Annotated in this window: 15 protein-coding genes; 2 read left to right on the forward strand and 13 right to left on the reverse strand. The window is 68.3% G+C overall.

The genetic code is table 11. From position 1 onward, the window contains the following. Positions 1 to 16 precede the first annotated feature (16 nt). From AB0E56_RS12840 to prmC, 8 genes are all read right to left on the reverse strand, one after another. Entirely contained in the window at positions 17 to 808 is a 792-nt protein-coding gene (locus tag AB0E56_RS12840; RefSeq protein WP_359799445.1) for a F0F1 ATP synthase subunit delta, read from the reverse strand. Beyond that, a complete protein-coding gene (locus AB0E56_RS12845; protein ID WP_183152473.1) occupies positions 808 to 1362 on the reverse strand; it encodes a F0F1 ATP synthase subunit B in 555 nt (184 codons plus the stop codon). Before AB0E56_RS12845 ends, AB0E56_RS12840 begins: the two co-directional genes overlap by 1 nt. 27 nt (positions 1363 to 1389) lie before the next feature. Next, positions 1390 to 1629, reverse strand: coding sequence for an ATP synthase F0 subunit C (atpE, locus tag AB0E56_RS12850; protein WP_045265023.1), 240 nt, complete (start codon positions 1627 to 1629; stop codon positions 1390 to 1392). 43 nt (positions 1630 to 1672) lie between these two features. Next, complete coding sequence (gene atpB, locus AB0E56_RS12855) at positions 1673 to 2365, reverse strand: F0F1 ATP synthase subunit A (RefSeq protein ID WP_359799448.1); 693 nt, start codon at positions 2363 to 2365, stop codon at positions 1673 to 1675. A gap of 237 nt (positions 2366 to 2602) precedes the next feature. Next, complete coding sequence (locus AB0E56_RS12860; protein ID WP_359799450.1) at positions 2603 to 3127, reverse strand: hypothetical protein; 525 nt, start codon at positions 3125 to 3127, stop codon at positions 2603 to 2605. Further along, positions 3124 to 4296 carry an MraY family glycosyltransferase gene (locus AB0E56_RS12865; RefSeq protein ID WP_359799452.1) on the reverse strand — a complete coding sequence of 391 codons (1173 nt, stop codon included), beginning with the start codon at positions 4294 to 4296 and terminating at the stop codon, positions 3124 to 3126. The genes AB0E56_RS12860 and AB0E56_RS12865 overlap by 4 nt, the downstream gene beginning before the upstream one ends. Beyond that, positions 4293 to 5033: an L-threonylcarbamoyladenylate synthase gene (locus AB0E56_RS12870; protein ID WP_359799454.1), complete on the reverse strand. Its 741-nt coding sequence runs from the start codon at positions 5031 to 5033 to the stop codon at positions 4293 to 4295. Before AB0E56_RS12870 ends, AB0E56_RS12865 begins: the two co-directional genes overlap by 4 nt. 52 nt (positions 5034 to 5085) lie before the next feature. Beyond that, a complete protein-coding gene (prmC, locus tag AB0E56_RS12875; RefSeq protein WP_359799456.1) occupies positions 5086 to 5946 on the reverse strand; it encodes a peptide chain release factor N(5)-glutamine methyltransferase in 861 nt (286 codons plus the stop codon). 99 nt (positions 5947 to 6045) lie between these two features. Between prmC and cysK the strand changes: the two genes are divergently transcribed. Both cysK and epsC read left to right on the forward strand, forming a co-directional pair. After that, entirely contained in the window at positions 6046 to 6984 is a 939-nt protein-coding gene (gene cysK / locus AB0E56_RS12880; protein ID WP_359799458.1) for a cysteine synthase A, read from the forward strand. Between the two features lie 8 nt (positions 6985 to 6992). Then, entirely contained in the window at positions 6993 to 7565 is a 573-nt protein-coding gene (epsC, locus tag AB0E56_RS12885; RefSeq protein WP_359799460.1) for a serine O-acetyltransferase EpsC, read from the forward strand. 60 nt (positions 7566 to 7625) lie between these two features. On the opposite strand, the gene AB0E56_RS12890 is transcribed toward epsC, so the two are convergent. From AB0E56_RS12890 to thrB, 5 genes are all read right to left on the reverse strand, one after another. After that, positions 7626 to 8168, reverse strand: a complete 543-nt coding sequence (locus AB0E56_RS12890) for a dihydrofolate reductase family protein (protein WP_359799462.1) — start codon at positions 8166 to 8168, stop codon at positions 7626 to 7628. Between the two features lie 49 nt (positions 8169 to 8217). Beyond that, positions 8218 to 8625, reverse strand: a complete 408-nt coding sequence (locus AB0E56_RS12895; RefSeq protein ID WP_359799464.1) for a hypothetical protein — start codon at positions 8623 to 8625, stop codon at positions 8218 to 8220. Between the two features lie 37 nt (positions 8626 to 8662). Further along, the gene (gene prfA / locus AB0E56_RS12900) at positions 8663 to 9742 is read right to left on the reverse strand and encodes a peptide chain release factor 1 (RefSeq protein WP_359799465.1); all 1080 of its coding nucleotides are present in this window, start codon (positions 9740 to 9742) and stop codon (positions 8663 to 8665) included. 11 nt (positions 9743 to 9753) lie between these two features. Beyond that, positions 9754 to 11694 (reverse strand): transcription termination factor Rho, encoded by a 1941-nt coding sequence (gene rho / locus AB0E56_RS12905; protein ID WP_359799467.1) that lies wholly within the window; start codon positions 11692 to 11694, stop codon positions 9754 to 9756. 144 nt (positions 11695 to 11838) lie between these two features. After that, the gene (gene thrB, locus AB0E56_RS12910; RefSeq protein WP_359799469.1) at positions 11839 to 12801 is read right to left on the reverse strand and encodes a homoserine kinase; all 963 of its coding nucleotides are present in this window, start codon (positions 12799 to 12801) and stop codon (positions 11839 to 11841) included. Between the last annotated feature and the right edge of the window lies 1 nt (position 12802).

A 12802-nucleotide genomic window follows, 5' to 3' on the forward strand; every position in this document is an offset into this window, starting at 1 on the left:
CCCGCGCGAAGTCGTGTTAGCCCGCGAGCTTCTGGCGAAGGTCGGCGAGTCGTGCGGAGATGCTGCCGTCGATGACGTCATCGGCGATCTGCACACGCAGACCTCCGACCACGGCAGGGTCGATGACGACGTTGAGAGATACCTGACCGTCGTAGCGACGCGACAGCGAATCGCTGAGGCGTGCTCGCTGCGCGTCGCTCAGTGCGGTAGCGGTGTGCACCGTGGCCACCACGCGACCGCGCTGGCTGGAGACGATGCTCATCGCCCGGTTCAGCAAGCGCCGCACACGACGTTCGCGCGGCTGGCGCACGAGCGAGGTGATGATCAGCGATGTCGCAGCGCTCGTGGAGCCTTCGGCCAGGAGGCGCTCGACGAGCGCACCCTTGGCGTCTTCTCCGCCGAGGCGGCTGCCCAGGGCGAGCTCGAGCTCGGGATTGGCCGCGATCACGCGGGAGAACCCGAAGAGCTCTCCCTCGATGTCCGCATCCGGATCCGCGATCGCCGCAGCGCGGATCGCGAGCTCCTCGATACCGTCCACCAGCTCGTCGGCGTTCGACCAGCGTTCCGCCACGGCGGTCTTCAGAACATCCTGAGCACCCGTGGAGAACCCGCCGAACACCGCGGCGACGATGTTCTGCCGTGCCACGGCGGGAGCGGAGGGATCAGCAAGCGCGCCGCTCAGCTGAGACGACTCGCTCACGGCACGTGCGGCAGCGAGCAGCTCCCGCGCGGTGTCGAGAGTGACGTCCTTCGCTGCGGCAAGCGTCTGGATGGATGCCGCGAGTGCCTGAGTGGTCGCGCTGCCCATTACTGAGCCGCCTTCTCGGATGCCTCGAGGTCGGCGAGGAAGCGATCGACGACAGCCGTCGCACGAGCGTCGTCGGAGAGCGTCTCGCCGACGACGCCACCGGCGAGGTCGAGAGCCAGCGATCCGACCTCGCTGCGCAGCGAGACGAGAGCGGTCTGACGCTCTGCCTCGATCTGCGTGTGCGCGGTGGCGGTGATACGAGCGGCCTCGGCCGTCGCGGTGTCCTTCGCCTCGGCGACGATCTTCTTGCCGTCCTCGCGGGCGGCTTCGCGGATCTCGCCGGCCTCGGTGCGCGCCTCAGCGAGCTGACGCGTGTACTCCTCGAGAGCCGCCTCGGCCTGCTTCTGCGCCTCGTCGGCCTTCGCGATGTTGCCCTCGATGGCGGCGGAGCGCTCGTCGAGCATCTTCGTCAGCCGAGGAAGGGCGACCTTCCAGACGACGATCAGGATGACGATGAACCACACGCCCGACCAGATGATGTCGTACCACGCAGGGATGAGGGGGTTGTTCGGCTCCCCCTCAGCTGCGAGGTTCGTGACAAGAGCGTTCAGCATCCTGTCTCCTTCTGAAGTCGGTGAGAATTACGCGGGGAACGGGATGAATGCGACGGCGATGCCGACGAACGCGAGCGCCTCGGTGAAGGCGATACCGATCCACATGAGGACCTGGAGACGGCCGGCCAGCTCGGGCTGACGGGCGACACCCTCGATGGTCTTGCCGACGACGATGCCGACGCCGATGGCCGGGCCGATGGCTGCGAGGCCGTAGCCGACCGCTCCGATGTGACCGTTGATTTCAGCGAGAACCGTAGTAGCGTCCACGGGTTTTTCCTTTCGTTGGGTGGGAAGGCTGATGCCTGCCCGCTCAGTGCTCTTCTGCGACCGCGAGCTGGATGTAGACCGCGGTGAGGACGGTGAAGACGTATGCCTGGAGGACGGCGACCAGAATCTCGAAGAGAGTGAAGGCGCCGCCGAAGGCGAGGGTTCCGACACCCAGCGCGGCCCAGCCGCCGCCTGCGGTGAAGAAGAAGAACTGGGTCGCGGAGAACGCGAGGACCAGGATCATGTGCCCCACGACGAGGTTCATGAGAAGACGCAGCGTCAGGGTGACGGGGCGGAGGATGAAGGTCGAGATGAGCTCGATGATCGCGACGATCGGCATGGCCGCCACCGGCACACCCTGCGGGAAGAGCGAGTTCTTGAAGAACTTGAATCCGTGTCGCTTGATGCCCGCGTAGATGAAGGTCACGTAGCTGACCACCGCGAGCGTGAGCGGCACCGCCACGATCGCCGTTCCCGGCATGTTCAGGAAGGGGATGATCCCGGTGATGTTCATGAACAGCACCATGAAGAAGATCGTCGTGAGGATCGGCAGGAACCGGTCGCCGTCCTTGCGCCCCAGCATGTCGTGGGCGACGTTGGTGCGGACGAAGCCGAGCCCCATCTCGACCAGGCTCTGGAATCGTCCGGGGACGACCGTCATCCGACGCGTGCCGAGCCAGAGGATCAGGACCACGGCGATCACCGCGAGCAACTGGACCAGATGGATCCGGTTCACGGGGATCGGGCCGATGTTGAAGAGGATCTCCGGGAAGAAATCGTCAATCGAAGGGCCGTGGAACTCGCCGTCGGAGGCAAGTCGGGGGGTCAGGGTCGCAGCAAGATTAAACAGCGCGGGCTCCAGCTTCGGGGCACCGGTCTAAACCGGGGCGACGATGGTCGGTGTGCTACACAGCGCAAGCGCTCGCGGGCGAGCGGCGGGCACGTTTCAACAGTATCAGAATCTGAGGGTGTCCTAAGACCGCGGACCGCCCTCGGCGGGCGCCGCCCCGTCGTCGATGTCGTTCGCTCGGCCCGGCGCACGGTCCTCGGGAACCTCGGTCGGCAGGGTGGTGTCGCTGACGTTGGGCAGGCGCATGCGGGTGAGGACGATGACGTCGATCGCCAGCGACATCAGCACGCCCGCAACGATGGAGAGGAAGAACACCATCGGATGCAGCCACGGCTGCCCGGCGAGCAGGATCATCGCGACGACGAAGAGCCCGAGCTTGAGCAGCCAGCCGCCGAGGACGATGGCGAAGAAGAGCTGCACGTAGATCGGATCGCCATACCAGCGGTTGGCGATCAGGATGCTGATGCCGGTGATCGCGAGGAACAGCGCCGCCAGCAGGACGCCGAGCAGCCCGCTGACCAGGCCCTCGCCCTGAGCGACGATGTAGCCGATGCCGGCCGCGACGACGACGAGCACCGCGGTCGCGACAGCCGACCAGATCAGGGTTCGTCGCAGGATCGGAGTGCTGGAAACAGGGCTCGGGCTCATCGGGGCTCCACGGGGGTCTGGTCGGGTTCGGCGGCCGCTGCACGCTTCCTGCGGCGGGTGGGGCTCAGGGTCACGACGAGGCAGGCGGCGATGCCCACGATGCCGAAGCCGACGCCGGGAAGGTACTGACCGGGCCAGTCCTCCCGCGCGCCGACGTACATCAGCAGGACAGCGAGGGAGATGACCGCCGTCCATGCGTAGAAGATCAGGACCGCGTCGCGGTCACGGTGTCCGAGGTCGAGCATCCGGTGATGCAGATGCTTGCGATCGGGCGAGAACGGCGAGCGACCGGCGCTCATGCGTCGCAGCACGGCGAGTCCGAAGTCGAGCAGGGGAAGGAGCACCACCAGCAGCGGCAGCAGGATGGGCAGGAACGCGCCGACCAGCTGCGAGCGTCCGAGGCGCTCGGGGTCGAGGGCAGAGGGGTCCATCTGACCGGTGATCGCGATCGCCGACGTCGCCATGAGCAGACCCATCACAAGGGCACCGGAGTCGCCCATGAACAGCTTCGCCGGACTCCAGTTCAGCGGCAGGAAGCCCAGGCAGGCGCCGATCAGCGCGGCGGCGAGGAACGTCGACAGGTTGAAGTAGCTGGAGGCGCCGGAGTCGCGCGTGAAGATGTACGAGTATGCGAAGAAGACGCCGTTCGAGATCAGGCAGACGCCGGCCACGAGACCGTCGAGACCGTCGATGAAGTTCACGGCGTTCATCACGATCACGATCGCGAACATCGTGATCGTGATGCTCAGCCAGCTGGAGACCACGATCAGATCGCCGAAGGGCAGCGAGAGGATCTGCAGCCCTCCCCCGACGGTGATGACGCCAGCGGCCAGGAACTGCGCTCCGAGCTTGATCATCCAGTCGATGTCCCAGAGGTCGTCGACGACCCCGATGATCGCGATCAGCAGCGAGGCTCCGAGAATCGACCACATCGTCTGCGGCGGAATCCAGATGCTCTGGAAGAACGGGTTGATGGCCGAGAACCCGAAGGCCGCGGCGATCCCCAGGAAGATGGCAACACCGCCGAGACGCGGAGTCGGGGTCGTGTGCACGTCGCGCTCACGGATGCCCGGGTACAGCTTGAACCGCAGACTCAGTCGCCAGACCGCCCAGGTCAGCGCGAACGTGATCGCTGCCGTGATGATGATCGTGGCGAGATACTGCTTCACGAATCCGCGTCCTGCTGCTCCTCCGCATGCGCCTGCTCAGCGTGCTCGTGCTCGCCCTGCTCCTCGGGCTCGAGCAGATCGCCGAGCACCTCCTGCAGCTGCTCACGCGAGACCGCGCCGTCTCGGAGGATGCGGACGCCGCCGGCCTCGGAGTCGGGACCACGGCGGACCAGAGACGTCGCATCGACGATCGTGGAGGCGATGCCGTCTTTGCTGAGGCCGTCTGCGAGATACACGGAGACGCTGTCGCCCAGCATCTTCTCCGCGTCCAGAGCGGAGATGGCAGCCGGTCGGCCGGTGAGGTTCGCGCTGGACACCGCCAGGGGCCCGGTCTCGGCCAGCAGCTCCAGGGCGACGCGTCCCTCCGGCATCCGCACGGCGACCGTTCCCAGCGTCTCCCCCAGATCCCACACCAGGGAGGGCTGGGCCGGGAGCACGATCGTCAGTCCGCCGGGCCAGAAGGCCTCGATGAGGCGCTCGACGGGTTCCGGGACGGACTCCGCCAGGGCGGCGAGCGTCTCCTTCGAGCCGATGAGCACGGGCGGTGGCTGATCGCGCCCCCGCCCCTTCGCATCGAGGAGCCGCTGCACGGCTGCCGGGGAGAAGGCGTCGGCGGCGACGCCGTACACGGTGTCTGTGGGCATCACGATGAGGTCGCCACGGCCGATCGCCTGGCGCGCATGGCGCATGCCGGCGAGCAGCTGCGAGTCGTCGCGGCAGTCGAAGATGGTTGACATGACGGTTCGATTCTATGCGGCGCGGATACGGAGGATGCTCGGAGCCTGCTGATCAGGGCCTGAGTGCCGTGGTGGCACGGTCCCGCAGCGTGAGATCGCGATGCGTTGCGGCTCCCCGCCAGCCGTCGGCGGTCAGGATCTCCCTGATCGATTCGCCCTGCAGCTCGCCGTGCTCGATCACCAGAAGGCCACCGGAATGCAGCAGACGCAGCGCCCGGGTACTGAGCACGCGCACGATGTCGAGTCCGTCCTCTCCCCCGTACAGTGCCATGTCGGGGTCGAACAGGCGCACCTCCGGATCACGAGGGATCGCGGCGTCCGGCACATACGGCGGATTCGAGATGACGACCGACGCGGTGCCGTCGAGTTCGGGGAACGCCTCTGCCAGGTCGGACAGGACGAGGGTCAGGTTGTCGACCCCGGCGACGTTGCGGCTGGCCCACGCGTGCGCATCTGCAGAGAGCTCGGCGGCGAAGACACGGGCGTGCGGCACCTCGGTCGCCATCGCGAGAGCGATCGCCCCGCTCCCGGTGCCGAGATCGACCCCGATCGGCGAAGGCTCCGCCGACGCGAGCAGCGCATCGATCGCGTACTGCACGACGGTCTCGGTCTCCGGCCGCGGCACGAAGACGCCGGGACCGACGGCCAGTTCGAGATGACGGAACGGCGCCCTGCCCGTGATGTGCTGCAGGGGCTCGCGGGCGGCGCGGCGCGTCACCAGTGCTTCCAGAGTCGCCGCAGCCTCGTCGTCGATCCCGTCTCCGCGGATGACCGCCGCCTGCACCTCACCGCGACGGAGTCCGAGCGCGTGGCCGGCGAGCAGTTCGGCGTCGACCGCGGGATCCGGGACGCCGGCATCGGCCAGGCGCTGAGCTGCGGCGCGGACGACCGCGCCGAGAGAGGTGTCGGGCATGGGTTCCAGCGTAGAGTGCGCGAGCCCGTCACATTGCCCTCGCGCATAGCCTCCTCCCCTAGGCTGGTGCGGCAGCGAACCCGCACAGGAAGGCTCCCCATGCCCGGCATCCACTCCGACATCACGACCGCTTTCGGCAACACGCCGCTCGTGCGCCTGAACCGCGTGACCGAGGGCCTTGGTGCGACGGTGCTCGCCAAGCTCGAGTACTACAACCCCGCCTCCAGCGTGAAGGACCGCATCGGCATCGCCATGATCAACGCGGCCGAGGCCTCGGGCGAGCTCGCCCCCGGCGGCACGATCGTCGAGTCGACGAGCGGGAACACGGGCATCGCTCTGGCGATGGTCGGCGCGGCGCGTGGCTACCGGGTCATCCTGACGATGCCGGCGTCCATGTCGAAGGAGCGGCGCGTGCTGCTCAAGGCGTTCGGCGCCGAGATCGTGCTCACCGACCCGACGAAGGGCATGAGCGGAGCGATCGAGGAGACCAAGCGCATCGTCGCCGAGACTCCGGGCGCGATCTGGATCCGTCAGTTCGAGAACGCTGCGAACCCCCAGATCCACCGCGAGACGACGGCTCGGGAGATCCTCCGCGACACCGACGGCGCCGTCGACATCCTCGTCGCCGGAGTCGGCACCGGCGGCACCGTGACCGGAACGGGCCAGGCACTCAAGGCCGCCAAGCCCGGCGTAAAGGTCATCGCCGTGGAGCCCAAGGACTCCCCCGTGCTCACAGAGGGGCACCCGGGCCCGCACAAGATCCAGGGCATCGGCCCGAACTTCGTCCCGGACGTGCTCGACCGCGAGGTGCTCGACGAGATCCTCACCGCCGAGTTCGATGAGTCGTTGCGGGTCGCCCGTGACCTCGCGGCCAAGGAGGGTCTGCTCGTCGGCATGTCGTCCGGCGCAGCGGTCGCCGCGGCGCTCAAGGTCGCCGCCCGCCCGGAGAACGCCGGCAAGACGATCGTCGTCGTGATCCCGGACACCGGTGAGCGCTACCTCTCCACCGCGCTGTTCGAGGATCTTCGCGAAGACTGAGCCGTCCGATGGGCATGATCGGGCGAATGCGCGAGGACATCGCGGCGGCTCGCCTCCGGGACCCGGCCGCGCGCAGCGGCATCGAGGTCGCTCTGCTGTACCCCGGTCTCCACGCGATCTGGGCGCACCGCGTCGCGCACGCACTCTGGCTCCGCCGCCTGCGACTGCTCGCACGTGCGGGCTCGCAGATCACGCGGTGGCTGACCGGTATCGAGATCCATCCAGGTGCGCGGATCGGCCGTCGCTTCTTCATCGACCATGGCATGGGAGTGGTGATCGGGGAGACGAGCGAGGTGGGCGATGACGTGATGCTGTATCACGGCGTCACCCTCGGAGGACGCACCAGGACCTCGGGCAAGCGGCACCCGACGCTCGCCGACGGAGTCATGGTCGGCGCGGGGGCCAAGATCCTCGGCCCGGTGACGATCGGAGCACGGTCTGTGGTCGGCGCCAACGCCGTCGTCACCCGCGACGCCCCGGAAGACAGCGTCCTGGTCGGCGTGCCCGCCAAGCCTCGTCACCGCACCGTCGGCGACGACACGAGAGCGCTGCTCACCGCACCGGACTACTACGCGATCTGACCCGGGCGGTGTGACGCGGGCGACGAGCGCGCGTGCTGCCGGCGTGACGGTACGGCGCGCTCAGCGGAGGACGCGGTAGCGCAGGTGGGTCTCGCTCGCGAAGGCCGATGTCTCCAGGCGCTCCAGCTCGATGCGTCGACCGAGCCCGGCGAACAGCGAGATCCCGCCTCCCAGCAGAACCGGTGCGACGTCGAGGTGAAGCTCATCGACGAGCCCGAGCTGCAGACACTGTCGCGCGATGCTCCCGCCCAGCAGGCTCACCCATTTGTCACCCGCCGCCTGCATGGCCGTCTCGACCGCCTTCGCGATGTCGTCGACCACGAACGTGTAGACGATGCCGTCTCGCTCGATCGGCTCGTGCGCGGTATGGGTCATGAGGTACACCGGCACCTTCAGCATGCCGCCGTAGGGGATCTCGCCGTCCTCGATGGTCCTGGTCCTGTTAGCTCCCCCGACGATGGCGCCGATGTGCTCCATGGTCCTCTCGACGACGAGATCGTCTTCCGGAGCGGACGGGCGGCCGAACATCCAGTCGACCCCGCCGTCCTCGTCCGCGAGGAACCCGTCGAGGGTCACCGTGGCATGGACGATCACTCGAGCCATGGTCTGCTCCTTCTTCTGAGGGTGAGTGGAGCGACTCACCCGACGGAGGCTAGCGGCGCGCGGTCTTGACCGCGTCGACCTTCTTGCGCAAAAAGATCAGGGGCAGCAGCACACTCCCCAGCGCAGTGATCAGCCACACGATGACCGCTCCGAGGAGCCAGCCGGTGAGGTCGGTGATACGGAGCCCTCCGATGGGCAGCAGCACCACGATGATGAGCGAGATGAGCGTCGAGACGATCCCGATGCCACCCATCAGCACCGGGGCGTAGCGATCGGCGATCTTGCCGACCCAGGGCGAGAGCACGCTCTGCAGAATCGCGAAGATCAGGATGCAGATGACGAAGCCCCACCATCTGTCCCACTCGATCACGAAGCCATCGAGAAGGAGGTCGGCGGCGATCAGGCCGAGGCCCGCCGACACGACGTACATCAGGCCGCGGAACAGGAATGTGATCACGGCCAGAGCTTAGCGCTCGGACGACCTTCCGCGCGCGTCAGGACTCGGCGCCCACCGCGGCGAGGCGTGCTTCCTCATCCGCGGTGATCGCGCTCTCGATCAGCGGGTCGAGGGCACCGTCCATCACCTGGTCGAGGTTGTACGCCTTGAACCCGGTGCGGTGGTCGGCGATCCGGTTCTCCGGGAAGTTGTACGTGCGGATGCGCTCCGAGCGATCCATGCCGCGGATCTGCGAACGACGGGCGTCGGATGCGGCGGCGTCCAGCTCCTCCTGCTGCCGCGCGAGCAGTCGCGCCCTCAGCACACGCATTCCGGCCTCGCGGTTCTGCAGTTGCGACTTCTCGTTCTGCATCGAGACGACGATGCCGGTGGGCACGTGGGTGATGCGCACCGCGGAGTCAGTCGTGTTGACGGACTGTCCGCCAGGACCGGAGGAGCGGAAGACATCGATCTTGAGATCGTTCTGGTCGATCTGGATCTCCTCCGGCTCATCGACCTCGGGGAAGACGAGCACGCCGGTCGTGGAGGTGTGGATGCGTCCCTGCGACTCGGTGGCCGGCACGCGCTGCACCCGGTGCACTCCGCCCTCGTACTTCAGATGCGCCCAGACGCCCTGCGCCGGGTCGGACGAGGAGCCCTTGATCGCGACCTGCACGTCCTTGTAGCCGCCGAGGTCGGACTCGTTGCGCTCGAGCAGCTCGGTCTTCCACCCCTTGGACGCGGCGTACTGGATGTACATGCGCAACAGATCGGCGGCGAACAGCGCGGACTCCGCACCGCCCTCGCCCGCCTTGATCTCCATGATCACGTCGCGGGCGTCGTCGGGATCGCGTGGGATCAGCAGCCGCCGCAGACGCTGCTGGGAGGCCTGCAGCTCCTCCTCCATCGCGGGGATCTCCGCCGCGATCGACTCGTCCTCGCGAGCGAACTCGCGCGCGGTCTCGAGATCGTCGGTCGCAGCGACCCAGGCCTCGTATGCCGAGACGATGCGCGAGAGCTCGGCGTAGCGCCGGTTGACGCGCTTCGCTCGGGCGGCGTCGGCGTGCACCGCCGGGTCGGAGAGCTCCTCCTGCACCCGGCGATGCTCGTCGATCAGAGTCTGGACGGACTCGAACACGGCTCAGCCGCTCAGCGGATGTTGTTGTCGTGCCCGTGCGCGCCGGACGGGAGCGTGGGGATCGACTTCTGCATCTGCACGAGGAACTCGACGTTCGAGTTCGTCTCCTTCAGCTTGCCGAGCACGACCTCGAGGGCCTGCTGCTGGTCGAGGCCGGCGAGGGCGCGACGCAGTTTCCACGTGATCTTGACCTCGTCGGCCGAGAGCAGCATCTCTTCACGGCGGGTGCTCGACGCGTTCACGTCGACCGCCGGGAAGATCCGCTTGTCGGCGAGGGCGCGAGACAGGCGGAGCTCGCTGTTGCCGGTGCCCTTGAACTCCTCGAAGATGACCTCGTCCATCTTGGACCCGGTCTCGACGAGCGCGGTCGCGAGGATCGTGAGGGATCCGCCGTTCTCGATGTTGCGTGCCGCTCCGAAGAAGCGCTTGGGCGGGTACAGCGCCGACGCATCGACGCCACCGGTGAGCACGCGACCGGAGGCCGGCGCCGCCAGGTTGTATGCGCGGCCGAGGCGGGTGATCGAGTCGAGGAGGACGACGACATCGCGGCCGAGTTCGACGAGACGCTTCGCGCGCTCGATGGCCAGCTCGGCGACCGTGGTGTGGTCTTCGGCCGGACGGTCGAACGTCGAGGCGATGACCTCGCCCTTGACGGAGCGCTCCATGTCGGTGACCTCTTCGGGGCGCTCGTCGACGAGCACGACCATGAGGTGGACCTCGGGGTTGTTCTGTGCGATCGCGTTCGCGATCTGCTGCAGGACGATGGTCTTACCGGCCTTGGGCGGCGCGACGATCAGGCCGCGCTGGCCCTTGCCGACCGGGGCGACCAGGTCGATGATGCGCTGGGTGAGCTTCTCGGGGGCCGTCTCCAGACGCAGACGCTCCTGCGGGTACAGCGGGGTGAGCTTGCCGAACTCCACGCGCGTGGCGGCGTCATCGACGGACAGGCCGTTGATGGAGTCGACCTTCACCAGCGCGTTGTACTTCTGCCGACCCTGCTGCTCGCCCTCGCGCGGCTGCTTGATCGAGCCGACGACCGCGTCGCCCTTGCGGAGGTTGTACTTCTTGACCTGGCCGAGCGAGACGTAGACGTCGCTGGGACCGGCGAGGTATCCGGTGGTGCGGACGAAGGCGTAGTTGTCGAGCACGTCCAGGATGCCGGCGATCGGGATCAGGACGTCGTCCTCACCGATCTCGGTGTCGAACTCGTCTGCCGGGGCGCCGTTGCGGCGCTTGTTGCGCTGGCGGTTACGGCTGTTGCCGCCGGCCTGGTCGTCGTCGGCGGCGGGCTGCGCCTGCTGCTCCTGCGCCGCGCCGTTCTGGCCGCGTCCACGGTTGCGGCTGCGGTTGCGGTTGCGGCCACGGCCGCCCTGCTCCTCGCCACCGTCGGACGAGTCGGATCCGCCATCGCCGTTCTGTGCGGTCTCGGCCGGTGCCGACTCCGCTGCGGCATCGGCGGCGGGGGCTGCCACCGGGGTCGCCTCCGTCTCAGCGGCAGGCTTCTGGGCTCCACGGCGGCCGCGGCCGGTCGACTTGGGCGCGGGCTCGGCAGCTGCGTCGGCCGGAGCGGCGTCGGCGGCAGGTGCCTCCACGGGAGCGGATTCCGCGGCCGGGGCCTCGGCATCGGCCTTCTTCGCACGGCTCCGGCGCGGTGCCTTCGCCTTGGGCGCTGCCTCCGCCGTGTCGGCCGCATCGGCAGGAGCAGACTCAGCCTTCGGCGCGTCGGTCTTCTGCTCGGTCTTCTCGGCCTCGGGCGCTGCGGCCTTGGCGGCCTCGGCCTTCTCCGCCTTCGCCGCAGCCGTCGCGGTGCTCGCGCGGCGCGGCGCACGCTTGCGCGCCGGCGCGGCTTCGGTCTTCGCCTCGGCGGTGGCCGCAGGCGCTTCGGCGGTCGGAGCCGACTGGTCGTTCTGGGTCTCGGAGAGGTTCTCCACGAGTACTCCCTTATATGTCATGGGGAATGAGCGTTGAACGCGCACAACGGGTGCTGCGCACGATCGCACGGGCTGACGCTCGGCGCCAGCCAGCCTCGGCACTTGTGCCTCAAGGGTTTTGCGTGCGGGTCTTGCAAGAGTTGCAATGGGGCCAGATTCACGTCGTTACGTGGAGCCCTCCGCTCGAGTCCCCACTGTACCACCACGGACGTCGACTGCGAGCAGGAGCGCTTCCCACGGGGTGTCGGTGACCCGGTCGGCCAGCTCGACCGCGTCCTGGCGGCTGCCTGGGCCGTCCGCCAGCACCAGCACGCTCGGCCCGGCGCCGGAGACGACGGCGGCGAATCCCGCGGCTCGCAGCGCCTGCACGAGCCGCTGCGTCTCCGGCATGGCACCCGCCCGGTAGTCCTGATGCAGCCTGTCGGCGGTCGCGTCCAGAAGAAGTTCGGGGCTCTGCATCAGCGCCGCGATCAGCAGCGCGGAGCGGGAGACGTTGAACACGGCGTCGGCGGTCGAGACCTGCGGCGGCTGGAGGGAGCGCGCCTGCGACGTCGACATCGTGTACGCGGGGACCAGCACCAGCGGCGAGACTCCGCGGTGGACGAGGAGCTTCTTGTGCTGCGGGCCGCGCTCCGACATCCACGCGATCGTCAACCCGCCGAAGAGGGCGGGCGCCACGTTGTCGGGGTGCCCTTCGATCTCGGTCGCAAGGCGGAGGAGGTCGGTGTCGCCGATCTCGACATCGCCCTCGAGCAGCCCCTTCGCGGCGAGCACTCCCGCAGCCACCGCGGCACCGGACGAACCGAGTCCACGACCATGCGGGACCCCGTTCTCGGCGACGATGCGGAGCCCGGGCATCGGGCGCTGCGCGTCCGCGAACACATAGGCGATCGTGCGGACGATGAGGTTCGACGCGTCGCGCGGGATCTCGGCGGCACCGGAACCCGACACCTCGATCTCCAGCTCCCCCGCCGGGAGCGCCGTGACCTGGAGGGTGTCGTAGATGCTGAGTGCCAAGCCCAGGGTGTCGAAGCCGGGGCCGAGGTTCGCGCTCGTCGCAGGCACGCGGACCTCGACGGTACGCCCCTCGACCGTGTCGCCCGCGGTGGGCGCGAGGGCTGCGGCCATC

The organism is Microbacterium sp. NPDC028030 (assembly GCF_040637855.1).
Classification (GTDB): domain Bacteria; phylum Actinomycetota; class Actinomycetes; order Actinomycetales; family Microbacteriaceae; genus Microbacterium.